This window comes from Thiohalorhabdus sp. Cl-TMA (genome assembly GCF_041821045.1).
Classification (GTDB): domain Bacteria; phylum Pseudomonadota; class Gammaproteobacteria; order Thiohalorhabdales; family Thiohalorhabdaceae; genus Thiohalorhabdus; species Thiohalorhabdus methylotropha.
Map to the genome: position 1 here is coordinate 71599 of NZ_JBGUAW010000003.1, position 23301 is coordinate 94899.

General features: G+C 69.2%; 26 protein-coding genes. 12 read left to right on the plus strand and 14 right to left on the minus strand.

From position 1 onward, the window contains the following. Positions 1-117: 117 nt before the first annotated feature. Positions 118-987 carry a bifunctional hydroxymethylpyrimidine kinase/phosphomethylpyrimidine kinase gene (gene thiD, locus ACERLL_RS04785; protein WP_373654924.1) on the minus strand — a complete coding sequence of 290 codons (870 nt, stop codon included), beginning with the start codon at positions 985-987 and terminating at the stop codon, positions 118-120. 61 nt (positions 988-1048) lie between these two features. After that, complete coding sequence (hemJ, locus tag ACERLL_RS04790) at positions 1049-1468, minus strand: protoporphyrinogen oxidase HemJ (protein WP_373654925.1); 420 nt, start codon at positions 1466-1468, stop codon at positions 1049-1051. Between the two features lie 101 nt (positions 1469-1569). On the opposite strand from hemJ, the gene ACERLL_RS04795 reads away from it, so the two are divergent. From ACERLL_RS04795 to ACERLL_RS04805, 3 genes are all read left to right on the plus strand, one after another. Beyond that, positions 1570-2217 carry a hypothetical protein gene (locus tag ACERLL_RS04795; RefSeq protein WP_373654926.1) on the plus strand — a complete coding sequence of 216 codons (648 nt, stop codon included), beginning with the start codon at positions 1570-1572 and terminating at the stop codon, positions 2215-2217. 122 nt (positions 2218-2339) lie between these two features. Continuing rightward, a complete protein-coding gene (locus ACERLL_RS04800) occupies positions 2340-3629 on the plus strand; it encodes an adenosylmethionine--8-amino-7-oxononanoate transaminase (protein WP_373654927.1) in 1290 nt (429 codons plus the stop codon). Between the two features lie 115 nt (positions 3630-3744). After that, positions 3745-4407 carry a hypothetical protein gene (locus tag ACERLL_RS04805; protein WP_373654928.1) on the plus strand — a complete coding sequence of 221 codons (663 nt, stop codon included), beginning with the start codon at positions 3745-3747 and terminating at the stop codon, positions 4405-4407. A 406-nt stretch (positions 4408-4813) separates the two neighbouring features. Here ACERLL_RS04805 and bioD read toward each other — a convergent pair whose 3' ends face one another. From bioD to ACERLL_RS04840, 7 genes are read right to left on the minus strand one after another with little or no spacing between them, the layout of a single operon-like run. Then, positions 4814-5521 carry a dethiobiotin synthase gene (gene bioD / locus ACERLL_RS04810; protein ID WP_373654929.1) on the minus strand — a complete coding sequence of 236 codons (708 nt, stop codon included), beginning with the start codon at positions 5519-5521 and terminating at the stop codon, positions 4814-4816. Beyond that, positions 5518-6192: a methyltransferase family protein gene (locus ACERLL_RS04815; protein ID WP_373654930.1), complete on the minus strand. Its 675-nt coding sequence runs from the start codon at positions 6190-6192 to the stop codon at positions 5518-5520. Before ACERLL_RS04815 ends, bioD begins: the two co-directional genes overlap by 4 nt. Then, positions 6177-6998 carry a methyltransferase domain-containing protein gene (locus ACERLL_RS04820; RefSeq protein WP_373654931.1) on the minus strand — a complete coding sequence of 274 codons (822 nt, stop codon included), beginning with the start codon at positions 6996-6998 and terminating at the stop codon, positions 6177-6179. The genes ACERLL_RS04815 and ACERLL_RS04820 overlap by 16 nt, the downstream gene beginning before the upstream one ends. Continuing rightward, positions 6967-7713: an alpha/beta fold hydrolase gene (locus ACERLL_RS04825; RefSeq protein WP_373654932.1), complete on the minus strand. Its 747-nt coding sequence runs from the start codon at positions 7711-7713 to the stop codon at positions 6967-6969. The genes ACERLL_RS04820 and ACERLL_RS04825 overlap by 32 nt, the downstream gene beginning before the upstream one ends. Continuing rightward, complete coding sequence (gene bioF, locus ACERLL_RS04830; RefSeq protein WP_373654933.1) at positions 7710-8885, minus strand: 8-amino-7-oxononanoate synthase; 1176 nt, start codon at positions 8883-8885, stop codon at positions 7710-7712. The genes ACERLL_RS04825 and bioF overlap by 4 nt, the downstream gene beginning before the upstream one ends. A 4-nt stretch (positions 8886-8889) precedes the next feature. Next, entirely contained in the window at positions 8890-9231 is a 342-nt protein-coding gene (locus ACERLL_RS04835; RefSeq protein ID WP_373654934.1) for a tetratricopeptide repeat protein, read from the minus strand. A 21-nt stretch (positions 9232-9252) separates the two neighbouring features. Further along, positions 9253-9801, minus strand: a complete 549-nt coding sequence (locus tag ACERLL_RS04840) for a hemerythrin domain-containing protein (RefSeq protein WP_373654935.1) — start codon at positions 9799-9801, stop codon at positions 9253-9255. A gap of 376 nt (positions 9802-10177) precedes the next feature. Between ACERLL_RS04840 and ACERLL_RS04845 the strand changes: the two genes are divergently transcribed. Together ACERLL_RS04845 and ACERLL_RS04850 are read left to right on the plus strand one after the other, a co-directional pair. Next, positions 10178-10444 (plus strand): c-type cytochrome, encoded by a 267-nt coding sequence (locus ACERLL_RS04845; protein WP_373654936.1) that lies wholly within the window; start codon positions 10178-10180, stop codon positions 10442-10444. Positions 10445-10493: 49 nt separating this feature from the next. After that, positions 10494-10886 (plus strand): c-type cytochrome, encoded by a 393-nt coding sequence (locus ACERLL_RS04850; protein ID WP_373654937.1) that lies wholly within the window; start codon positions 10494-10496, stop codon positions 10884-10886. Between the two features lie 33 nt (positions 10887-10919). Here ACERLL_RS04850 and ACERLL_RS04855 read toward each other — a convergent pair whose 3' ends face one another. Continuing rightward, on the minus strand, positions 10920-12713 hold the full coding sequence (locus ACERLL_RS04855) for a GGDEF domain-containing protein (RefSeq protein WP_373654938.1): 1794 nt from the start codon (positions 12711-12713) through the stop codon (positions 10920-10922). Between the two features lie 109 nt (positions 12714-12822). On the opposite strand from ACERLL_RS04855, the gene ACERLL_RS04860 reads away from it, so the two are divergent. The 3 genes from ACERLL_RS04860 to ACERLL_RS04870 are packed head-to-tail and all read left to right on the plus strand — an operon-like array spanning position 12823 to position 15782. Further along, a complete protein-coding gene (locus tag ACERLL_RS04860; RefSeq protein ID WP_373654939.1) occupies positions 12823-13653 on the plus strand; it encodes a mechanosensitive ion channel family protein in 831 nt (276 codons plus the stop codon). Beyond that, positions 13646-14491 carry a magnesium transporter MgtE N-terminal domain-containing protein gene (locus tag ACERLL_RS04865; RefSeq protein WP_373654940.1) on the plus strand — a complete coding sequence of 282 codons (846 nt, stop codon included), beginning with the start codon at positions 13646-13648 and terminating at the stop codon, positions 14489-14491. Before ACERLL_RS04860 ends, ACERLL_RS04865 begins: the two co-directional genes overlap by 8 nt. Then, a complete protein-coding gene (locus ACERLL_RS04870; protein ID WP_373654941.1) occupies positions 14481-15782 on the plus strand; it encodes a magnesium transporter in 1302 nt (433 codons plus the stop codon). Before ACERLL_RS04865 ends, ACERLL_RS04870 begins: the two co-directional genes overlap by 11 nt. A gap of 279 nt (positions 15783-16061) precedes the next feature. Here ACERLL_RS04870 and ACERLL_RS04875 read toward each other — a convergent pair whose 3' ends face one another. After that, positions 16062-16943, minus strand: a complete 882-nt coding sequence (locus ACERLL_RS04875; RefSeq protein ID WP_373655192.1) for a choice-of-anchor L domain-containing protein — start codon at positions 16941-16943, stop codon at positions 16062-16064. A gap of 261 nt (positions 16944-17204) precedes the next feature. Between ACERLL_RS04875 and ACERLL_RS04880 the strand changes: the two genes are divergently transcribed. From ACERLL_RS04880 to ACERLL_RS04890, 3 genes are all read left to right on the plus strand, one after another. Beyond that, a complete protein-coding gene (locus ACERLL_RS04880; protein ID WP_373654942.1) occupies positions 17205-18428 on the plus strand; it encodes an extracellular solute-binding protein in 1224 nt (407 codons plus the stop codon). A 158-nt stretch (positions 18429-18586) separates the two neighbouring features. Then, positions 18587-19501 carry a carbohydrate ABC transporter permease gene (locus ACERLL_RS04885; protein WP_373654943.1) on the plus strand — a complete coding sequence of 305 codons (915 nt, stop codon included), beginning with the start codon at positions 18587-18589 and terminating at the stop codon, positions 19499-19501. Continuing rightward, positions 19498-20337: a carbohydrate ABC transporter permease gene (locus ACERLL_RS04890; RefSeq protein ID WP_373654944.1), complete on the plus strand. Its 840-nt coding sequence runs from the start codon at positions 19498-19500 to the stop codon at positions 20335-20337. The genes ACERLL_RS04885 and ACERLL_RS04890 overlap by 4 nt, the downstream gene beginning before the upstream one ends. A 76-nt stretch (positions 20338-20413) precedes the next feature. On the opposite strand, the gene ACERLL_RS04895 is transcribed toward ACERLL_RS04890, so the two are convergent. Both ACERLL_RS04895 and ACERLL_RS04900 read right to left on the minus strand, forming a co-directional pair. Beyond that, on the minus strand, positions 20414-21247 hold the full coding sequence (locus ACERLL_RS04895; RefSeq protein WP_373654945.1) for a nucleotidyl transferase AbiEii/AbiGii toxin family protein: 834 nt from the start codon (positions 21245-21247) through the stop codon (positions 20414-20416). Continuing rightward, positions 21240-22199 carry a type IV toxin-antitoxin system AbiEi family antitoxin gene (locus tag ACERLL_RS04900; RefSeq protein ID WP_373654946.1) on the minus strand — a complete coding sequence of 320 codons (960 nt, stop codon included), beginning with the start codon at positions 22197-22199 and terminating at the stop codon, positions 21240-21242. The genes ACERLL_RS04895 and ACERLL_RS04900 overlap by 8 nt, the downstream gene beginning before the upstream one ends. A gap of 77 nt (positions 22200-22276) precedes the next feature. Between ACERLL_RS04900 and ACERLL_RS04905 the strand changes: the two genes are divergently transcribed. Next, positions 22277-22480, plus strand: coding sequence for an ABC transporter permease subunit (locus ACERLL_RS04905; protein WP_373654947.1), 204 nt, complete (start codon positions 22277-22279; stop codon positions 22478-22480). 9 nt (positions 22481-22489) lie between these two features. Here the strand turns inward: ACERLL_RS04905 and ACERLL_RS04910 are convergent, their stop codons facing one another. Further along, complete coding sequence (locus tag ACERLL_RS04910; RefSeq protein ID WP_373654948.1) at positions 22490-23182, minus strand: dienelactone hydrolase family protein; 693 nt, start codon at positions 23180-23182, stop codon at positions 22490-22492. Positions 23183-23301: the final 119 nt, after the last annotated feature.

Below are 23301 nucleotides of genomic sequence, written 5' to 3' on the forward strand. Positions count from 1 at the left end.
TCCCGGGCCGGGCCCGGAGCGCGCAATATCCTACCCGATAGACGAAGTGGTACGCGAGTACTTACGAACGTTCCCGCTCGGAGCCGGTCGAAACAGTCCACGCCGTTGAGCGGACGGTCACTCCTCCTCTTCCCAGTTCCGCCAATGGAACAGGCGGTTGGGGACCGCCTGGCCCCGGCCCGGGGTGTAGGCGGCGCGCAGGGCGCGGAAGGTGAAGTTGATGCCGGTGCGCACCGCCTCCACCACCTCGCGGCCGTCGGCGAGGGCGCAGGCGATGGCGGTGGAAAGGGTGCAGCCCGAGCCGTGGTAGCCCCGGTCGGGGAGGCGCGGATGGGTGAAGTTGGCCTCCTCCTGGCCGAAGGAGAACAGCCGGTCGGTGACCACTTCCTCCTCCGGATGGCGGTGGCCGCCCTTCAGGAGGATGTAGTGGGCCCCGTCGCGGAGCAGCTCGTCGGCGATGGCCTCGGGGACGTTCTCGCCCTCGGTGAGCTGTTGGGCCTCGTCCTGGTTGGGGGTGAGCACCGTGGCCCGAGGGAACAGGGTGCCCTGCAGCACGCTGGCCAGATCCGACTCGGCCAGATCGCCGCCTCCCGCGGCCACTAGCACCGGGTCCACAACCGCCGGAATGTCCGGATACTCGGCGAGCAGATCGGCCACTGCCCGGGCGTTGTCCGCGCTGCCCAGCATGCCGACCTTTACAGCCGCCACCGGAATGTCGGCGAGCACGGTGGCCACCTGGTCGCGCAGCTCGGCGGCTTCGCTGACCCGGAAGCCGTAGGCGTTGCGGGTATCCTGCACGGTGAGGGCGGTGATGGCCGCCGCGCCGTGGCAGCCGAAGGCGGCGATGGTGCCCAGATCCGCCTGAATGCCCGCCCCGCCGCTAGGGTCGGAGCCGGCGATGGTGAGGACCGTGGGCGGAGCGATGGTATCCAGCACATCGGCGCCTTGGGTGGCCGGGAAGACCAGGGGCTTATCGGCTTGTGCCATGAAGAGCTTCCTCCGTGGCGGGGCGGCTCCTCCGGGGGGCACCGGCGGGAAAGCTTCGCGCTCAGCCGCCGGGCTTGAGCTCCACCAGCAGGATCACCGCCACCAGGATCAGGGTGGGGAATTCGTTCAGCATGCGGTAGAAGCGGTCGCCGCGGGTGTTGGCGTCGGCGGCGAATACCTTGCGCAAATGGCCAAGATAGAAGTGGTAGGCCAGCAGCACCGCCACCAGCGCGACCTTAGCGTGCAGCCACCATCCGCTGCCCCACCAATAACTGAACCAGAGCCACAGGCCCAAGGCCACAGTCACCACCATGGCGGGGGTCATGATGCCGCGGTACAGCCGGCGCTCCATGGTCTTGAACAGGGCCGCGGTTTCGGGGTGGGGGTCGGAGGCGTGGTATACGTAGAGCCGAGGCAGATAGAAAAGCCCGGCGAACCAGGCCACTACCGCCATTATGTGGACCGCTTTTATCCAGAGCATAGCCGCCTTCCCGTGATCCTTCGGTTTCCAAGGAATGGGCGGGACGATAGCATACATAGCCGTAGGCGCCCGGGGGACGCCCGAGCCGAGGAGGCAGAGCAATGACCAGTCCGGACAGCCGGCGGCGCATCCTTCTGACCCAGGAGGCGGCGCGCCTGATGGTGGAGGAGGGCATCAAGGACTTCGGGGTGGCCAAGCGCAAGGCTTCCCGGCACCTCGGCGGCGGTCCCCGCAACACCAAGGACCTGCCCACCAATCGGGAGATCCAGGACGAGGTGGAGCTCCGCCTGCGCATGTACCGGGATACGCCCGACAGCCGGGCCCATCTGCGGGTGCTGCGGGAGGCGGCGCTGGACGCCATGCGCTTCTTCGCCGAGTTCCGGCCCCGCCTGGTGGGCTCGGTGCTGGACGGCACCGCCACCGAGCACTCGGACGTGAATCTCCACCTGTTCTCCGAGACCGCCGAGGACGTGGAGATCTTCCTCCACGACTCGGGTATCCCCTTCGAGCGGGCGGTCCATCGCCGGCAGGTGGGCAAGGAGGCCGACGAATTCCCGGCCATCGCCCTGGTAGTGGACGGCGTGCGCGTGACGGCCACCATTTTCCCGCCCGAGGGCATCCGGCAGGCACCGCGCTCCTCGGTGACGGGCCGGCCCGTGGACCGCGCCAAGATTCCCCAGGTGGAAGCCCTGCTCGCCGAGGAGCCGGAGGAATCCGCCCCGCCGCCGGGTACCGGCACCGACGACTGAACGGACGCCGGGACGTCCTTGTACCCCGCAAGGGATATGGACCCGCTTTGCCGCGATCGCGTATTTCCTAGGACCTCGTCGCCGCAACGGGGCCTTCACAGCAGGCACTGCACGGATCAGCAATGACCCAGCCCGTGACTTCCAGCCAGGGGACCGAGAATTGGCCCACGCGGGCCCTCGACCACGTCTGGTACCCCTACGCCCAGATGCGGGACATGGATCCGCCGGTTGCGGTGGCCGGGGCGGAGGGCTGTCGGATCCGGCTGGCCGACGGCCGGGAGCTGGTGGACGGCACCGCCTCCTGGTGGTCGGCCTGTCACGGCTACCGCCATCCGCACATCATGGAGGCGGTGCACCGCCAGCTCGACGTGCTGCCCCACGTCATGCTCGGCGGCATGACCCACGAGCCGATCATCCGCCTGGCCGAGCGGCTCGCCGACAAGGCCCCGGGTGACCTCGCCCACGCCATGTTCACTGAATCGGGCTCCGTTTCGGTGGAGGTGGCGCTCAAGATGGCCCGCCAGTACTGGGACAACCGGGGCGAGACCCAGCGCGACCTGTTCATCGCCTTCGAGAACGGCTACCACGGCGATACCGCCGGCTGCATGGGCGTCTCGGACACCTACCGCGATCTCCGGCCCCGATTCCGCGGTCTCGCCCACGAGCACGTCACCGTGCCGCTGCCGCCCGAGGAAGGGCCGTGCGCCCTGGAGCGGGCCCTGGCGGAATACGGAGAGCGCGTGGCGGGGGTGATCACGGAGCCGCTCATCCAGGGAGCGGGCGGCATGCTGGTGCACTCCCCGGCGGTCCTGCGCCGTGCGGCGGAGCTGGCCCACGGCGCCGGCACCCTGTTCATCGCCGACGAGATCGCCACCGGCTTCGGCCGCACGGGCAGCCTGTTCGCCAGCGAGCAGGCAGGGGTGGCTCCCGACATCATGTGTCTGTGCAAGGCCCTCACCGCGGGCACCATGCCCATGGCGGCGACCCTGGCCACCCGGGCGGTGTTCGAGGGATTCCACGGCCCTGACGAATCCACGGCGCTCATGCACGGACCTACCTTCACCGGGAACCCGCTGGGGGCCGCGGCGGCGAACGCCTCCCTCGACCTCTTCGAGCGCGAGCCGCGCCTGGCCCAGGTGGCGGCCCTGGAGGCCCAGCTCGGCGAGGAGCTCGCGCCCCTGGCTGAACTCCCCGGCGTCGTCGATGTCCGCATTAAGGGGGCCATGGGTGCGGTTCAGCTCGCCACGGATCGCCACAAGGATTGGATGCGCCACCGGTTCGTGGACCACGGCGTATGGATACGACCGCTGGGCGATATCGCCTATGTCACACCCCCGCTGGTCCTCGCCGGCGACGACCTCTCCCGCCTGACCGACGCCATGGGACGGGTGATCCGGGAGGCCTTCGCCTGAGGCGGCGTGATGGAGCATATTCCGGGAAGGATACTTGCAATGATAGGGCCCGGTGCGCGATGTTTGTGGGAAAACCGGGTGCGGTTCTAGATCCAGGGAGGAGGCGAGCGCAGCCATGGCTATGGCCCAGCCCCAGCAATCGCCGAATATTATGAGCATGGCCATCCGCGACCCCCATCGAGGCCTGTATCAGGTGGCCTTCAACGACGGGGTGTCCGGGGTCCGGGTGGAGGTGCCCTTCGAAGAAGCGGCCAGCGTCCGCGAGGCGCGCATCAAGGCCGAGCACACCCTGCAGTACCAGGAATGGCTGCGGCACAAGCGGCTGCGCGAGCACCGCATCCGGCAGCTCGTGGGGGACTACAACGGACTGACCTACAACAAGCCGGTCCCCGGCAGTGACGACCTGACCGACGTGGACCCCGACGGCCTGGCGGATCACCTCATCGACCGGTTCGCCGAGGGCGAGCGGCGCAGCGTGTCCTACGGCGTGGGCGCCATGCTGCGCCACACCCTGGTGCTCCTGGAAGCGGCCCACCGGCTGCGCGGCGAGGGCGAGTGGAGCCTCTCCTACGCCTACCGCATGCTCGAGGACCTGCGCCTGATCCGGCGGCTCGGCGAATCGCTGACCGTGCGCGAGGTGGAGAAGGAGGTGCGGCTCGAGGACGCCGTGCGCTACTGGAACGCCATCAAGGACGGCCACCTGTCCCCGGCCATCCGCGACCAGCTGCGCCGCCGGGCCAAGGCCTGGCTCCGCCGCTACATGAGCCACCCCGACTGAGCGGGCGCCGCAGGCCGCCATCCGAACGGACGGATCCGAAAGAGACCGGGAAGTGATTCCCGGTCTCTTTTTTGCTCGGTACCGGATTCCGCACCGGTGCGGCCATTCCCCGCGCGCGTGGTCCCCGCGGAAGCGGCCCTGGCCGAGACCGTTCGGCCCGAGTGCGGGCTTTCGGGAAAGGCGTCGGGACCGGAGGTCCCTCCCACAGGGTTCCCGGGCTGAGATTGGGCCGGGGGGCGGAGCTTTCGGCCCCGCGGCCGCGACAGGTTCCGGGCGCCCGAGCTCGCGGCGAGGGCAACGCTCCTGCGGCGGGCCTCGATCCGGGCCTCGAGGCCCATCAACGGTTCGCTCGCTCTACAGCCCGCACTCCGGAGGGGGCCGGCCTCAACAAGGTGGCCCCGCCGGCTCACTCCCCCCGGCCGATGCCGAAGGTCTCCACCAAGTCGGGCATCCCCGCCTCCTCTCCCGTCCCCTCCGCGCGCGGCACCACCGCCATGGGCAGCTCCGGATGGAAGAAGCGCAGGGTGCGCCGCGTCTCCTCGGCGGGCACCGGCTCCTCGGGGCTGCGGTTGAGCACCAGGCCGGCCAGCGGCACGCCGGCTCCCTTCAGGCTCTGCAGGGCCGTCAGGGTGTGGCTCAACGTGCCCAGGTAGGTGCCGGTCACCAGCAGGGCCGGCCACTGCAGGGCGGCCATCCAGTCCAGGAAGGTGGTGCTGTCCGTGAGGGGCACCATCACGCCGCCCACGCCCTCGGCGATCACGCAGCCGTCGGTCTCGCCCTCCAGGCCCTGGCAGTAGCCCGTGAGCATCTGCAGGGATAGGATGCGGCCGGCCCGGTCCGCGGCCATGTGCGGCGACATGGGCTCCCGGAGGCGCTCCAGGCACAGCCGTTGGTGGGCCGCCCAGTCGTCGGGGTCCTGGCCGCAGGCGTCCAGCAGCACCCGGCCGTCCGGGCTCCAGAGGCGGCCCTGGGCATCCTCGTCGCAGCCGCTGCTCACGGGCTTGGTGGCCAGCACCGTCTCACCCCGGCCGCGAAGCTGCCGGGCAACGGCGGCGGTGATGTAGGTCTTGCCGATCTCGGTGCCCGTACCCGTTACCACCAGCGTGCGATTCACGGTGCTCTCTCTCCTTTGGCTTGCTCCGACAGCCTCTGCGCCGCGCTCCGCGTCAAGTAGCGGCCCGGCACCGGAACCAGTCCCGGGACCCGGCGCCGGTAGGCGCGGTAGGCAGCTCCGTAGGCGTGGATCAGTTTGCGCTCCTCGAGCCGGGAGCCGATGACGAGGTAGGCGGTGACGCTGAGCGCCGTCAGGAATTGGGCCAGGTCGAGGCTCCGGGTCCACAGCACCACCAGGCCGAAGAAGTACCAGGGGTGGCGGAGAAACCGGTGAAAGCCGGAGATCCGCAGGGGGTCGCGCGGCTCCACGCCGCCGCCCGGCTTTCGCCATTGGCGCAGGCCCAGGAAATGGCGCATATCGTAGGCGCGCAGGCTGACGGCGAAGCCCGCCACGGCGAGCAGTGCCGCCGCCTGGGCGGCCCACCAAGCCGGGCCGCGCCATTCCAGGATCATGGGGCCGCCGAGCCGCGTGGTGAGCCACAAGGGTGGCAACAGCAGGAGCACGGCGGCCAGGTTGTAGGCGAGCCGGTAGGCGCGCGCCGCGGTCCTCCCGAGGCGGGCGGCCCGGGCCTTGGTGCCGCGCGCGGCGAGGGCCGAATGCACGGCGAAGTAGGCCGCCCAGAGGGCGACCAGGCCGAGATAGGAGCCGGGCTGGGCTAGAAAGGCTTCCATCCCACCAGGTATCCCACATGCCAGGTTACCGGCACCGGCCCCGCCGGGCGCTCCGTGGTCTCCCGGTAGGCGCGGCACAGGCTGTCCAGGTGGCGGCGGCCGCGCAGCCCGCGTGCCCGGTCCGGGCCCTTGGCTACCGCACCCAGGCCTTTGAGGTCGCGCAGCACCGCCATGGGGCCCGGGGCCTCGTCCTCCTCCAGGACGGTCCGGCATTCGTATCCCGCCAGGCCCGCCGAGGCCAGGGCGGCCTCGGCGTCGGAGGTTTCGAGAAAGGGACCCGCGCGGCCCGCCCCGCCGGTCCGACGCAAGGCGGTATCCAGCTCCCGGAGGGTCCCCGCCAGCAGCGTGCTGGCGATCAGCAGTCCGCCCGGCCGCAGGGTGGCGACGATGCCGCGCAGGGCGGCCCGAAGGTCGTTGGCCCACTGGAGCGTCAGGGAGGAGACAACCGCGTCGAAGGCGCCGGGGACGAAGGGGAGCCGGTCGGCGTCGCCGGTCACCGCCGGGTGCCCGGGGACCCGCCCGCGCCGCGTCATGGGATGAGCCAGGTCCAGGGCCACCACCGCTTCGGGGGCGGCGGTCCCCGCCATCAGGTCGCGCCCCACGTAGCCGGTTCCGCAGCCGAGATCCAGGACGCACGCCGCGTGCGTCGGGGCCAGCCCCCGGTACAGCTCGGCCACTTCCGCCGCCACCCGGCGCTGGAGCGCCGCATGGCGGTCGTAGGTGGCGGCCGCCCGGGCGAAGTCCCGGCGAACCGCACGTTTGTCGAAGACCTCCTCAGGAGGACAGGTTTCGGGCGAATGCGGCAATGTGCTGTCCCGTCTCCTCGGGATGGGTGACGTGGGGGGCGTGGCCGGCCCCCTCGATGCGTTGGCCCAGGAACCGGGGCCCGCACTCGGCGAAGAAGTCGACGGCGGCGGGATCCACCACGGCGTCGCCGGTGCCGTGCAGAATCAGCACCGGCAGCTCCAGCGCCGGCGGCTCTGCGGTGAGGTCCGCGGCTTCCAGAACGTCCAGCCAGTCCTGAAGGGTCTCGGCGGCGGTCCCGGCCGCCAGCAGGCGGTCCCGGATGGCGGCCGGCGCCCATTGCGAGCGCGGTGCCCGATCCCCCTGGAACTGCAAGGTGTAGAAGCGGCGAAGGGTACCCTCGGGATCGTCGCCCAGGCCAGCCCGGAAGCGATCGAGCACTGCCGGCTCGAGCCCGGCCGGGTAGGTGGGGCGGCGCAGGAAAGCCGGAGGCGTGGCCACCAGGATCAGGCCGAGCGGCCGGATCACGCTCCGACGCACGGCTTCCAGCGCCACCAGCCCGCCCAACGACCAGCCCATTACCAGGTCCCAGTCCCCCGGCAGAGCGTTCGCGGCCTCCTGCAGCCCGGGCGTGCCCGGCGTCGGGGTCTCCCCAGGGGCTGCGTGTCCGGGTAGGGCACGGGGCGTCAGCTCCACGCCCTGCGGCGCCAGCCGCTCCCAGCACCGCGGGGAGTGCCCCCAGCCCGCCAGAGCGAGGGTGCGCAGCGGCCGGTTCACGAGGCCTCCATGGATGCCCGGTCCACCCAGGGCGCCAGGGCCTCGGCGAGCGCCTCCACGTCCGATTCGGTGTGCGGCGCGCGCAGGGTAACACGTAGCCGGGCCGTGCCTTCCGGAACCGTGGGCGGCCGGATGGCCTGCACCAGCAGCCCGGCCTCCAGCAGGTCCTCCTGGGCGGCCAGTGCCAGCCGGTCCGCGCCCAGCACCACGGGTACGATGGCACTGGCCGGCTCCGCCAGCCCCAGGCGTTCGCAGAGTCGGCTCGCCAGGGCGCGGGGGCGCGCGCAGAGCGCGGGGTCGTTGCGGATCCGACGCAGTCCGGCGGTGTTCCCCGCCACCGTGGCCGGCGGTAGGGCGGTGGTGTAGATGAAGCTGCGGGCCCGGGTCCGGATCAGGTCCGCCACTTCCCCGTGGGTGCAGAGATAGCCTCCGTAGCCGCCCACCGCCTTGGACAGGGTGCCCATCTGCAGCGGCACGGCTTCCGCGTCCAGGCCCGCGGCGGTCGTGCCCCCCGCGCCGCCGCCCACCACACCGATGCCGTGGGCGTCGTCGGTCATGAGCCAGCAGTCGAATTCGGCGGCGAGCGCGGCCAGCTCGCGCAGGGGTGCCAGGTCGCCGTCCATGGAGAACACGCTGTCGGTAACCAGCAGGCAATGGCGGGCCCGCTCCCGGTAGCGCTCCAGGCGCGCGCGCAGGGCGTTGGTGTCCGCATGGGGGAAGCGGACCATGCGTGCGCCGGACAGGCGGGCGCCGTCCACCAGACAGGCGTGGTTGAGCTTGTCCGCGAGGATGAGGTCGTGCCGGTCCACCAGGGCCGGGAGGATGCCGAGGTTGGCCAGGTAGCCGCTGCCGAAGACCACCGCGTCCTCGGTGCCCTTGAGGGCCGCCAGCTCCGTCTCCAGCTCGGCGTAGGGGGGATGGTCCCCGGTTATCAGGCGGCTTGCGGCGCCGCCGGCGCCATGCGCCTCCAGGGCCCGGCGGGCGGCCTCGGCCACCTCCGGGTCGCGGGCCAGGCCCAGATAGTCGTTGGAGGAGAAGTCCACCAGCGTCCGGTCCCCGCGCAATACCCTGCGCGCGTCCAGCACCGCCGTCGGGGCCGGCGAGCGGCGGCGGCCGGCGGCCTCCAGGTCGTCGAGGGTGCGACGGGCATGCTGGCGCAGGGAGCTGGGCATGGCGCTATCGGTTCCGCAGGGGCTTGCCCTTGTCGAGGCGCTTCAGGAAGACCTCCATCTCCTTCTTGGCCTGCATGTCGCCGCGCTCCTCCGCATGGGCAACGCCGTTTTCCAGGGTGGACCGGCAGGCCGCCGCCGCACCGAGGCCGTCCTGGGCCTGTGCCAGCGCCTTGTAGGCGGCGGAATAACCGGGATCCTGCTCCAGGCATTTTTCCAAATGCTCCGCCGCCCGCTGCGGATCGTCGGCGTTAAGGTACTCCAGACCGATGGAGTACCGCAGCAGCGGACCGTCCTGGCCCTGCTCCAGCATGCCGAGAAAGGCGTTCAGCTTGTCGGTTCCGCTCATGCCGGCTCCCCGTTGCTCAGCCTATATATTTTGCCGTACGCCGCGGCGTTGGGCCATGGCGGCGCCCAGATCCCGGATGTCCTCCTCCCGGAGAGTCGCCTCCGCCGCCGGCAGCAGGTGGGCGTTCTCGCGCTGGAGGTGATCCAGCTGCGCGTCCCGGAACGCCTCGGCGCTCGCCCGGTAGCGGGCCGCCTCCACCGGCTCCCCCTCCCGAAGGTCGTCCAGTAGCGGCCGTAGCGTCCCCCAATGGTTCTCCAGCCCCGCGTGCTCGGCCTTCAGGCCGTCCAGAAGCGCGCTCAGATCGGGATCCGGCTCCGCGACAAGCCGACCCCGGAGCCGGGGAAGCAGGTCCTCCTCCTCGTCCGCATGGTGCAGGGGTGCCGCTTGGTCGAAATATCGCAGCACCTGTCCGGCGCTCTGGCGCACCGGCTCCGCGGGCGGGTCGTCACCCGGGAGATGCTCGGCGATCCGCACCGCCAGGTCGGCGAACCGCTCGATCCGTTGATGGCAGGCGCGCAGCAGCTGCAAGGGGCTCTGGAAATCGGGCGCGGAGTCGGCTTCGAGGGGCATGGAAACACCTCCGGGAAAATGCGAAATCTTGGACCTGTCCCGGAGTTTCGGGGTTCCGGGGGCGGCCCCACCGTTATACCAATAAGTATTAATTTAATAATTTAAAAATGCTTATCTTTTGTTAATTAAACATCTACGCACTTGGTTCAATTGCAATAGCTTGTCCCTTTGTTGTTTGCTAATAAAAATGTATAAGGGTAATTTTGTAGCCGGTATAGGTTTGCACTTTATTCATACTATTCCGTTCACGGGCCGGGCGACCATTATGGGGCCGCCGCCGAACGGAAGGATAGCAGGGGATAGCACAGGAGAAGCTATGAGGCATGCAGGCATTGGGCTGGGGCTGGCGGCGCTCCTCGTAGCGGGAGGGCCGGCGATGGCTCAGTCGAAGGGTGACCCCGAAGCGGGAGCGCAAAAGGCCTATCAGTGCATGGGCTGTCACGGCGTACCGGAATATACGAACGCCTACCCGACCTACAACGTGCCCAAGGTCGGTGGCCAGCAGTACCAGTACCTGGTTTCGGCCCTGAAGGCCTATCGCTCCGGGAAGCGGGCCCACCCGACCATGCAGTCCCAGGCGAAGTCCCTCTCCGACGAGGACATCCGCGATATCGCCGCGTTCTTCGCGCAAGAGGGCTCGTAGGGGCTCCGACGGGGCCAGCCGTTACCTATTTCCGCGTGTGGAGAAGACCATGAAGCGCATTTGGATCACACTGGTGAGCTTGACCCTGGCCGCGGGCTGGACCGGAGCCGCCCAGGCCGAGGAGGGGCACGCCTCCGGGCCTAAGGATTCCGGCAAGACGGCCAAGGAGATCGTGACGAAGGGCATCCCCAGCAAGGGCATCGCGCCGTGCCAGTCCTGCCACGGGGAGACCGGCAAGAGTCCGGTGCCCATGTACCCCAATCTGGCCGGGCAGTACGAGAGCTACCTGAGTCATGCCCTGCATGCCTACCGGTCGAAGAAGCGGGTGAACCCCACCATGAATCAGCAGGCCAAGAGTCTCTCGGACCGGGAGATCGATGCCCTGGCCGGCTATTTCTCCGCCCAGCAGGATTCGCTCGGTACGCCTACCCTGGAAGATTAGGGCTGCGGACCGGGTCCTTCCGGGCGGGCCCGCCTAGGCGGGCCCGCCGGGGGTCCCGCGTCTATCCACGAACAGGGAGCACCCCGGCTTCTTCTTGGCCTGAGCCTTGACCTCCGTGGTCAGGGAGGCCACCTCGTAGTGGGAGTGGAAGCGTTCCGGTCCGGCCGGAACGGCGCCGATGGACAGGCTGATGAAGCCGTAGAAAACGTCCTGTCCCCGCCGGTCCTTGGCGGCGATGCCGCCGCGCTCCCGGGCCTCTTCGTCGTAGAAGGCCGGGGCGTTTTCCTCGAAGCGGCTCAGCAGGGTGCGGCACTGCGCCTGCCAGTCGCCGCTGCGCAGAATGAGGATGAAGTCGTCCCCGCCCACGTGGCCCACGAAATCCCGGCCCTCCACCGTATGCTCGACGAGCAGCCTTCCCAGCCAGCGCAGCACTTCGTCCCCGCGCGCGTACCCGTAGGTATCGTTGAAAGGCTTGAAGTTGTCCAGGTCGCAGTAGGCCACCACGAACTGCTCCCCGCCCGCCAGCAGGCGGTCGATGTGCTCGTCGATGGGGACGTTGCCGGGTAGCTGGGTCAGGGGATTGGCGTACCGGGCGTTGCGGATCTGCAGCTCGGTGATCTTCTTGAGCAGCTCCACCACCGTCCCCATGCCCAGATAGCGCCCCTCCTCGTCGGTGATGATGAAATCGTCGTCCACGGTGGTGACCTGATCGCCCTCGGTGATGCGCCGGCTGAGCATCTCCACCGGGGTGTCCCGGCTGACGATGAGGGGCTCGGAGCGCATGAAGGCGGAGATGGGCTTGCGCCCGTGGAGCTCGCGGCCGAAGCGGCTGGTATAGAGGTTCATGAGCTCGTAGCGGCGGACGATGCCGAGGGGCTCGTGACCGTCCACCACCGGCAGGGTCACCAGGTCCGGGGCGTGGTGGAAGAGGTCCACCACCTGGTCCAGCGCGCTCCGGGGGTCCAGGGGCGGGCGCTCCTGGAGCAGGGTGCCCACGGAGTCGGTGAGGTGCCAGAACGGCGAGCACTGGCACTCGCTGCCGAAGCTGCCGCGGGGAATGGCCCGGGGCGGGGCGGTATGGGGCCGGGCGAAGTGGTATCCCTGGCCGAAGGAGACGCCCAGGTGACGCACCACCTCCAGCTCCTCCAGGGTCTCCACGCCCTCGGCGATGACCCGGCATTCCAGGGACTTGGCCAGCTCGCCGATGGAATGGACGAACTGCCGCTTTCCGGGGTAGGAGGGCAGGTCCTGGATGAAGTGGCGGTCGATCTTGACGTAGTCGGGACGCAGCTCCGACCACTGCCGGAGCCCCGCGTAGCCGGAGCCCAGGTCGTCGATGGCGATGGCGAAGCCCATATCCCGGTAGTGGGTTACGGCCTCGCGCATCAGGTCGAAGTCCTGGATGGGGTAGTGCTCGGTGAGCTCGATCACCACCTGGCCGGGGTCGGTGCCGGCCCGCTCCAGGAACTCCCGGGTGCGGCCGCCACGGAACCCCGGCTCCAGCAGGGCCTCCGGATTCACATTGAGGAACAGCTTACCGGGAAGGCCCAGGCGTCCGAACTGGGCGATGGCCAGCTCCCGGCAGAGCAGCTCCAGCTCCAGCATGCGGCCGTTCTGGCGCGCCGCCTCGAACAGCGCCATGGGCGCGTGCAGGATGGTGTCCTCGGGGCCGCGTGCCAGTGCCTCGTATCCGTACACCTCCTGCTCGCAGATGGAAACGATGGGCTGCAATAGGATGGCGACATGCCGGTTACGGAGCGTATCCTCCAGAAGGGCGCCCTGATCCTGCTGCGCGTCGGTGGGGTCCGGGAAGGGTATAGAGGGCATGGCGGTCCTGGCCTTTCCTGGTATCCGCCTGAAGGGCCGGGAAAACGCTACCCGGCGAATTTTGCAGTTGAATGACGGAAAGCGCGTTTCCGAAGCGGACGGAGGCACCGTGAACGAAGGCAAGCCCTGGCTGGACGTTCTCCTGCAGGCCATGTCCGGCGCCTGGAAGAGCGTCCTGGCCTTTCTTCCCGAGCTGGCGGGCGCCGTGCTCCTGGTGGTTGCCGGATGGCTGGTGGCCCGACTGCTGCGGGCGGGCACGGTGCGCGTGGCCCGGACCCTGGACCGGGCCATGGCGGTGGTGTCGCGGCGGCGGGGCAAGCCCGCTCCGACCGTCTCCGGGGCCGAGGTCCTGGGCGGTGCGGTGTTCTGGGCGGTGATCCTGGTGTTCCTCACCGCCGCTACCCAGGTGCTGGCCCTGGAGACCTTCGGTATCTGGCTCAACCGTCTGCTGGCCTATCTGCCCACCCTGCTCACCGGTGGCCTGATACTGGTGGCCGGATTCTTCATCAGCACCCTGTCACGGGACCTGGTGGTGGCCACCGCGCCCGCCGGACCCGCCCAGTCGGTGCTGATGGGCCGCGCGGTGCAGTGGGCGATCCTGCTTACCGCGCTGGTGCTGGGCGCCGACCAGATCGGGGTGGAGATCACCTTCCTGGTCATCCTTACCGGCGTGGTGGCGGCGGCAGTGGGCGGTGGTCTGGCCCTGGCGGTGAGCCTGGGGTCCGTGGATCTGGTCCGCAACCTGGTGGGCGCCCGCCACCTCCAGGCACGGCTCCGCATCGGCGACCGGGTGCGCATGGGCGGTCACGAGGGCCGGGTGCTCGAGCTTACCGCCACCGGGCTGGTGCTGGACTGCCCGGAGGGGCGGGTCCACCTGCCGGCCCGCACATTCCACGAGGAAGCCGTCACCCTTTTGGGGTCCGAGACGGACCATGGCTGAAGAAACGGCGCTGGCGCGCATCTTCCTGGAGTCCCATCCCGCGGAAGCGGCGGGGGTGCTGGAAGGGCTTCCGCCAGGCGAGGTGGCGGAGCTGGCGGAGGAGCTGCCCGCGGCGGTCCTGGCCCCCGCGGTGGGCGCCATGACTCCGGTCCCGGGGGCGCGCTGCCTGCGGGAGATCGGGGAGGAGCGGGCCGCGGAATTGCTCCAGGTGCTGCCCGCGCGCCGCGCGGCGGCCCTGATCCGTGGCCTGCCCTGGCACCGGCAGCGCTCCCTGGTGGCCCGCATACGGCCCGGACGGCGCACGACTCTGGCGACCCTGCTCCATCAGCCCGGCGACACCGTGGGCGCCTGGGTGGATCCGGAGGTTCTGACGGTGCGGGAGGATGTGGCCGTGGGCCAGGCGCTGCACCGGGTGCAGGAGTCCGACCACAAAGGGCCGTGCGGCATCTATGTAGTGGACGGGGATTCCCGGCTGCTGGGGGTGGCCCGATTGCCGAAGCTCATGCAGGCGGGGCGGGAAACCCCCGTGGGCCGCGTGGCGGAGCGTGGTGTCCCCGTGCTGGCCTCCGCCACCGGCCTGGCGGCGCTCCCCGGCCATCCGGCCTGGAAGGAGCTCGCCGAGCTGCCCGTGGTGGACAGCCAGGGACGCCTGATGGGCGCGGTGACCGCCGCCACCCTGTCCCTGGCCATCCAGGACCGGAGCGAGACCGCGCAGGGCCCGCGGGGCTCCGTGCTGGGCGCGGTTTCCCTTTCCTTCTTCCAGACCCTGGGGGTGCTGGTGCAAATCCTGGTCTCCGGATCGGATCACGGCGGAAGGGGGCGGACCAATGGGCGCTGAGAACGCGGTCGCGGCACTGAACCAGCGGTTTCTGGCGGGCTACCCGCGGGAGGCCGCCACCCGCGTAGCGGGGCTCGAGCCCGGGACCGCCGCCGCCATCCTGGCCGGCGGCGACGTGGAAACAGCGGCCCGGGTCTGGGACCACCTGCCGCCGGACACCGGTGCGGAGCTTCTGGAGCGCCAGGAATCCAGCCTCCGGACGCGGCTCCTGGCGGCCATGGAGCCGGCCCGGGCGGTCCGGCTGCTTGCGGGGATGGAGGAGCCGGCCCGGGAGGCGCTACTGGAGGCGCTGAGCCCGGGAGTGGCCAAAGAGCTACGGACCCTGCTGGCCTACCCGCCGGAAACGGCGGGGCAATGGATGGACCCCCGCGTTACCCCGCTGCACTCCGGCGATACCGTGCAGGAGGCCCTTCAGCGCATCCGCCGCCGCGGGGATTCCGGGGCGGCCGTGGTGTACCTGGTGGACGAGGAGGAACGGCTCGTGGGCCAGGTCCCGATCCGCGACCTCGCCCTGGCCGATCCGGACCGAACCCTGGGGGCTCTGGCCCGTCCCGCCGATGCGGCGGTCTCTGAGTTCGATCCCCGGGAGGAGCTGGTGGACCACCTGGAGCGCTATCAGGTGACCAGCGTGCCGGTGGTGGACTACGCCGGGCGGCTGGTGGGGGTGCTCCACCAGTCCTCCCTGGTGGCGGCGGTCCAGGAGGACCTGAGCGCCGACCTGCCGGCCATGGTGGGCGCCAGCCGCGAGGAGCGGGCGCTGTCCACGGTAGGGTTCTCGGTAACGCGCCGGCTTCCCTGGCTGTTCATCAACCTGCTGACGGCCTTCCTCGCCGCCTCGGTGGTGGGACTGTTCGAGAGCACCATCGCCCGCTTCACGGCCCTGGCCGTGCTGCTGCCGGTGGTGGCGGGCCAGTCCGGCAATGCCGGGGCCCAGGCCCTGGCCATCACCATGCGCGGCCTCGCCCTGCGGGAGATCACGGCCCGTCACGGCTGGCGGGTGGCGCTAAAGGAGGTCCGGGTGGGGGCCCTCAATGGCCTGGCCATCGCCGGCGCTTGCGCCGGCGGGGTGCTGGTCTGGAGCGGCTCTAGCGGGCTCGCCCTGGTGATCGCCCTGTCCATGGTGCTCGCCATGGTGGCGGCGGGGCTCGCGGGCGCCCTGATCCCGGTGCTGCTGACCCGACTGGGGCAGGATCCGGCCCAGTCCTCCACCATCATACTCACCACGGTCACCGACGTGGTGGGCTTCGCCGCCTTCCTGGGCATCGCTTCCCTGCTGGCCGGTCTGCTGTAAAAGGGCCCGCCCGTCCGAACACCCGGTTCCGGGAAAGGCGTCGCGGCCGGAGGCCGCTCCCACGGAAGGGTCCGGTGGGCAAGGGAGCCCTGTGGGAGGGGCCTCCCGGACCCGACAAAAGCAGCGGCATTGGCCCGAATCCCGCTTAAGGCGCGAGGGCTGATGGCAGCCGCGGCCGGAGGCCGCTCCCACAGGGGGCCTCGCTGGGTATCGCGGTCCATGGGAGCGACCTGCGGCCCTGAGGAATCGCTTCTGTCCCGCCGCCCCGCGCCGCGGGCCTCAATCGGTCCGGGTGCTGCGGCGGCCGGCCCAGCCCAGGCCGGCCATGCCGAGGCCCAGCAGTAGGGCGGTTCCGGGTGCGGGAACGGGCTCGGGCCCGGGCCCCGGATCACCGGTAAAGGAGCCGGACTCGATGAATACTCCGGAATCAAACAGCCCGTCGGCGGTGTCAGCGATGGCCAGCTTGATGCTGTGGGTGCCGGTGCCGAGGTTTGTCCCCTGTGCCGTGAGCACGTCGGTGAACCCGTCATACTCGAAATCGAAGTTGGGTCCGCCGTCGTCCAGGTCGTTGTTGTTGTAGAGCTGGGCGTTGGAGGCGTTGGTGCCCAGGGGATTCCCACCGTTGACGTTGTTGATGCTCACCGGGGTGCTGGTGCCGGGGAGCAGGGCGATGTTCTGGCCGTCCAGGAAAAAGCCAAAGACGTCGTTGAATTCCTGGTTGACGTACTCGTTGTACTCCTCGGAGGCGAAGACGTAGTTGAAGGCCAAGTTGCCGCTGTCTGTGGTGAAGTCGAATTCCAAGACGGCGGCGTCCTGGGTCTCCTCCGGGGCCACCAGGTTGTCCAGATCAGGGTCGCCGGCGGCGTTGGTGTCCGTGGAGGTGGCATCCGAGGTGTTGGTATTATCGACATCCGCGGCCGACCCGGTGGTCATGACCACCCCCTGGTCGATGCCGATCCCCGAGCTGTTGCCGTCGGTGAACGTGCCGGACTGGGTGACATCATCGCCGTCCGTGTAGGTGGGCGCGCCCTGCAGGGTGATGCCCGGTCCGATGATGTTGTTCACCAGTGTGGAGGCGTCATCGGTGGGGGAAACGGCAATGGCGTGGGCGGAGCCGGTGCCGGCCAGCAGCAGGAACAGGGCGGTTCCGGTGCGGTGCATGCTTGTCATGAATAGACCCTCTGGTTTGAAGTGGGGGATGTACCCCCCACCAAAGCAACCCGTATGCCCGTTCGGGATTTTTCCCAACAATCATCGAGGAATGCGTCCGCTCCCGCGGCTTCGTGGTCCTCGGGCGGCCTTTTCGTAAAGCTCCTGGACGCGATCCGGGGAGGTCGGACGCGCGGCCTGCGGCCGGTAGGCTGGCTGCTGGTTGGCCTGCTGCTGGCAGGATGCGCCGGCGAGGCCCCGGAGCAATCCGGCGTGCGGCTGGAGGCCTGGGTTCATGCCGGCCGACAAGCGGAGCGACAGACCATCCGGGGGCAGGTGGCTCGCTTCAATGATCGTCATTCCGGCGAGATCCATATCGATCTGACCCTCATCCCGGAGGGCGCCTACAGCGCCCAGGTACAGGCGGCCGCCCTGGCCGGCGAGCTGCCGGATCTGCTGGAGTTCGACGGCCCCAACCTCTACCAGTACGTCTGGCAGGGCAGCCTGCGCCCAGTGGGCCCGTGGCTGCCGGAGTCCGTGAAGGCGGACCTGATCGTCTCCGTCCGCGAGCAGGGCACCTTCCGGGGGAACCTCTACTCGGTGGCCGCCTACGATTCCGGACTCGGAATCTACGCCCGCCGCAGCCGGCTGGAGGCGGCGGACGCGCGCATCCCGGAGGGACCCGACGACGCCTGGGGCATCCGCGAATTCGGGCGGCTCCTGGCGCGCCTCGCGGAAAGGGACCACGACGGCGCGGTGCTGGACCTGCACCTCAACTACCAGGGGGAATGGTTCCCCTACGCTTTCGCGCCGGCGCTGTGGTCCGCGGGCGGCGGCCTCATCGCCCGGCCGGGCTACGACCACGCCGAAGGTGTGCTGAACGGGCCGCGCTCGGTATTCGCCATGCGCCGGATCCAGGAATGGATCGAGCGGGGCCGGGTGGACCCCAATCTGGACGACGCAGCCTTCACCGGCGGCAGGGTGGCGTTGTCCTGGGGTGGGCACTGGAACTACCCGCGCTACAAGGAGGCGGTGGGTGAGGACCTGCTGGTGCTGCCCCTGCCGGATTTCGGGCGGGGGATGCGCACGGCCCAGGGCTCCTGGAACTGGGGCATCACGCGGGGCTGCGACCACCCCGAGGCGGCGGGGAAATTCCTGGCATTCCTGCTGCGCACGGAGGAGGTCCTGGCCATGACCCGGGCCAACGGCGCCGTGCCGGGCACCCGTTCCGCCCTGCGCCGGTCGAGGCTTTACGGACCGGGCCGCCCCCTGCGGCTGTTCGCCAAGCAGCTCCGCTCCCCGCATGCGGTGGCGCGGCCCAAGACCCCGGCCTATCCGATCATCTCGGCCATCTTCCGGGACGCCTTCGCCGACATCCGCCACGGCATGGCCGTACCCGCCGTGCTCGACCGGGCTGCCGCCGAGATCGACGCAGACCTGCGCGCCAACGAGGGCTACCGGTTCCCCGAGGTCGAGCGGGAGAACCGAAAGGACTGACCGCTCCCTTTGTCCCCATTGTCCCGAAGGCGGTAAAGGGACCAATGTGGGAGTGAGCTCCGTTCGCGACATATCCGAAGAGCCACGGACGGCCGCATGCCGCCGCTCCCGGGCTCTGCCGAGTGTCGGTGAACCGCCCTCCGCCCGTGGAGTCCGCCATGCCCGTGGGTCGCCGCTGGAAAGCCCTCCTGAATCGCGAGGCCCCGGCCGCCTGGCTGCTGGCGGCTCCGGCCCTGCTCGGCCTGACCCTCTTCGTGGCCGTGCCCTTCGCCCTGGCCCTGGGCATGTCCTTCACCGACCTGCGCATGGGCTCGCCGCTGCCCACGGAATGGCAAGGCCTGGCGCAGTACCGCCGCATCCTCACCGATCCGTCCTTCCTGCACGCCCTGCGCAACAACGCCGTGTTCGCGGCGGTGGTGGTGCCGCTGCAGACGGCGCTCGCCCTGGGTCTGGCCCTGCTGCTGGACCGGCCCCTGCGCGGCATGGTGGTGTTCCGGACCCTGTTCTTCCTGCCGGTGGTTTTCCCTATGGCTCTGGTGGCGGTGGTCTGGATCCTGATCTACGCTCCCGGCCCGGACGGACTCATGAACGCCGCCCTGGACGCCCTGACCCTGGGCTACTGGGAGCCGGTGGACTTCCTGCACAACCCGTACTGGGCCTTGCCGGCCATCATGCTGCTGTCCATCTGGCAGGGGGTGGGCTTCCAGATGGTGATCCTGCTGGCGGCCCTGCAGGGCGTGCCACGGGAGCTGCACGAGGCGGCCCGGATGGACGGCGCCGGGCCGGTACGGCGCTTCTGGCACGTGACGCTGCCGCAGCTGCGCAATCCGCTGATCTTCGTCGGCCTGGTCACGGCCATCCTGTCCTTCCGCCTGTTCGACCAGGTGCAGATCATGACCCAGGGCGGGCCGCTGGATGCCACTACCACGGTCATGTACGAGGCGGTCACCGCCGTGTTCGAGCGCCAGCGAGCGGCGCTGGGCGCCGCCATGACCGTGGTGTTCTTCCTGTTGGTGCTGGGGGTGACCGTGGTGCAGCGGCTGCTGGTGCGCGAGGAGCGGGAGATCGAATGAGGCGGGTGGGGGCGGGAATCCGGACGCTGTTGGTCTACGCCGTGCTGCTGGGCCTGGCGGCGGTGTACGCGGCGCCCATCGCCTTCATGGTGGTGGGCAGCCTCAAGCCCGAGGCCCGGGTGCTGGCGGACATGGGCAGCGCCGTGGCCTTCTATCCGGCCGATCCCTCCCTGGCCAACTACCACGACGTCTTCGCGCGGGTGGACTTCGCCCGCTTCCTGTTCAACTCGGTGCTGATCACCGGGTCCATCATGCTCGGCGGCCTGCTGGTGAACGGCTTCCTCGGCTACGCCCTGGCGCGGCTGCGCTGGCGGGGGCGGGGGCTGATCCTGGCGGCGGTGCTGGCCCTGCTCATCCTGCCGCTGGAGGCCATCGCCGTGCCGCTGTTCTACCAGGTGACCCTGCTCGGCTGGCGGGACACCTACGTGGTGCAGATCCTGCCCTTCGTCGCCAACGCCTTCTTCGTCTACCTGTTCTATGTCTTCTTCCTGGGCCTGCCCCGGGAGCTGGAGGAGGCGGCGCGCATGGACGGCGCCGGCGTCCTCGGCACCTACTTCCGCATCATCGTCCCCAACGCCAAGCCGGCGTTTGCGACGGTGGCCATCCTTACCTTCCTGTTCCAGTGGGGCCAGTACCTCTGGCCGCTGCTGGTGACCAGTGGCGAACGCGTCCGCCCCCTGCCCGTGGCCATCGCCGCCTTCCGCACCCTGCCGCCCCTGGAGTGGGGGGACATCCTGGCCTTCGGCGTGATGATGGTGGTGCCGGTGATTGTGGTGTTTCTGGCGTTTCAGCGGTGGTTTGTAAGGGGGGTGGCGGAGAGTGGTCTTAAGGGGTGATTTCTGGGCAGGGGGCTGTAGAGATCACCAAATTTCAGGACGAAGGTGAGGGACAGCCCTTTGTCACGCCGAGCGTTCAGTCCGCAAGACCCGTCCGGAACGCCCGAAGGAGTGCCCGACCGCGCTCGGTATCCTTTCCCTTCATGTATTTCTCCAAGGCCCGGACCAACCGGGAATCCTCCCCTTGGCGGAGCCCGGCATCCAGCACGCCCCGCAATTCCTCGCTCAGACTTGTCCCGGCCACAGTGGCCGCCTTGTGGCCCAGTACCCTTGCCCCCACGGCATCCTCGTCGTAATCGGCCTCCTCCATCCAATCCAGATAGTCATCATGCAGGTTGCCGGCGACCAGGCGGGCATAGTTTTCCAGGAGATAGGCCAGGTCCTCGGCATCCCGGTCATGCAGGCGATGCCGATCCTGCCAGGCGATCACTTTCAGGATCGCCAGTCCGGGCGGGCTGGCTACCTTTGCCGTGAGTCCCGTATCCAGGGTTATACCAAGACTGGCCTTGTAGGCTTCCCTGAACCCGGAAACGTTGAGGCGGACGGCGCGTTCCTCGCCCCACCGGATTACCCCAGGTTCGGATTCCACCCCGCCAAAGGGGATGAGATCCACGATTGACCCGTGAGGATCGGTCAGGCGCTGGCGCTGATGTCGGTCGGCCTGGAATTCATAGCCCTCTACCAGGATGGCCTCCAGCGACTGGAAGCCCTCCCAGCTGGCCACCTCGATGCCGATGTCCCAATCCCGGGTGAAGCGCCCCGGGCGCAGCCCATAGAGCCGCTCGAAGACCAGATGGCGGGCCATGGCCCCCGTGATCATCCAAGATACACCGGCCTCGTCCGCCGCCCGGGCGATCGTTTCCAACAGGCGCCGGGAATCCGGGTCCAGTTGGAGCGTGCGCTCAGTCAAGGAAGCCCTCCCGGATTCGCGCGGCCACTTCCTGCAAGCGGTCAGCCGGGTCGTTCACCAATTCGGCATAAAGCAACAGGGGGTGGACCACCGGTCCCCAATCTTCCGACGCTTGGGGACCCCAGAAGGAGTCCAGTACTTCCAGATTCCCGGCCTCGTCTTTTACCGGCCGGATAGTGCGCGCCAGGGCTTTGAAATCCCCCTGCCCGTACAGGGTCGCCCGTTCAGGCCGCAGATACCCCGTCAACCGGGCGGCGCCCGCTTCCCCGCCGAGCCTGAAGCCGTACTCCCTGGGATCGAGGTCCTGCCACCATTCCGGATCCTCCACCCGGTACCGGCGCGGATTCAGGCGCGGCCGTAGCTCCCGCTGGAATCCCTTGGCCCAGTCCTCTGCAAGACCTTGCCTGTCGATCCAGTGCCGGCCGCTCCTGCCTACCCGGATATATCCGAGGGAATCCAGGTCCTGAATCACGCCCGTGACCGTCCCGAGGGCCACCTGGGCGTATTCGGCGATCTCCCGATAGGAGGCATGGATCAGCCCCTCCCGGCATAGGAGGGCGAACACCACCTGGAGGCCCTTGGGCCGGAAGGCGCGGATTTGCGGGCCGGTGCTCCGCTTGGCCGGACGACCCTGCCCGGAGACGAACACGTACAGCTCGGGTCCTTGCAGGAATGCGTTGCCGGCCTGATCCAGGAAGTGAATCCCCCGCTCCCGGAGGATTTCCGCCGCCTTGGGGGTGACCCGCTCGGCCACCAGTAGCTCCTCGGGGGCGCTTTCCGTAACCACCTTCTCCAGGTTGCGCGGCGCAAGCTCCCCGGACAGGCGCACCCGATAGACCGTCCCCGCTAGCCGGACCTCCGGCTCTGGAGCACCGGCTTCATGCTCGGCCGCCAAACCGGCGGTTTTTTCCAGGGCGGCAAGGGCCTGTTCGAGGGTCTTGTTGGGTTCCATCCCGGGAGCCTTGGAGGTGTTCAATAAAAATGATTGTACATTCATGTTGAACGTTCACTCAAATTGAACAGCTAAGAATGTTTGTACCGGGTAGGGTTCTGGCCTTCGTGGTCTTCGTTTTCTTTCTTGGGCTGCCCCAGGAGCTGGAGGAGGCGGCGCGCATGGACGGCGCCGGCGTCCTCGGTACCTACTTCCACGTCATCGTCCCCAACGCCAAGCCCACCTTCGCCACCGTGGCCATCCTCACCTTCCTGTTCCAGTGGGGCCTGACAGCTAGATAACCTCCCGCCCTATTTCAAATGCCTTTCAAAGAACCCCATAGTTCGCTCCCAGGCCAGCTCCGCGGCCTCCGGGTTGTGCTCTAGCGGGGGAAGGTTGTACGAGTCCGCCGTCTCGTTGGCGAAGGCATGCTTGGCGTCGTAGCGGTGGAATGCGTAGTTCACGCCTGCAGCCTCCAGCTTATTCTCCAGTTCGTCCACGCCGGAGATGGGGAACATGTCGTCGCGGGTGCCCCAGTGGCCGAGCAGCGGTGCCTGGATCTGGTTGGCGTCCACGTATTCGAGCGGCGGGTAGCCGTACCAGACCACGGTGGCGTCGTGCTCGGGGACGTGGACCGCCGCCAGTAGCGACAGTGCGCCGCCCATGCAGAAGCCGGTGACGCCCACCTTGGTGCTGCCCGAGGCCTTCAGGTGCTGAACGGCGCCGCGCACGTCCTGCCCGGCGGCATCGCCGAAATCGAGCTCGGTCATGAGGTGCTCGGCCTCTTCCGCCTCCACGGTCTTCTCGCCCCGGTACAGGTCCGGCACCAGCGCCCGGTAGCCCGCCGCGGCGAGCTTTTCCGCCACGCCCTTGATCTGGTCGTTCACGCCCCACCATTCCTGGATCACCACGATGCCCGGAGATCCTGCGGGCTGGTCCGGCTCCACCAGGTAGCCCTGCGCGGTCTGGCCGTCCGGCCGTTCGAATTCGATCATCTGGCCCATGGCTTTTCCTCCGGGGGTCTGGTCAATTGGAAGGGGACGGTCCCGCCAGGTGAAATGGCGGAAGCCCTATTTCCCACGCTACGCCATCTCCCGGGCATGGTTCACGCCGGAAGGGAGGT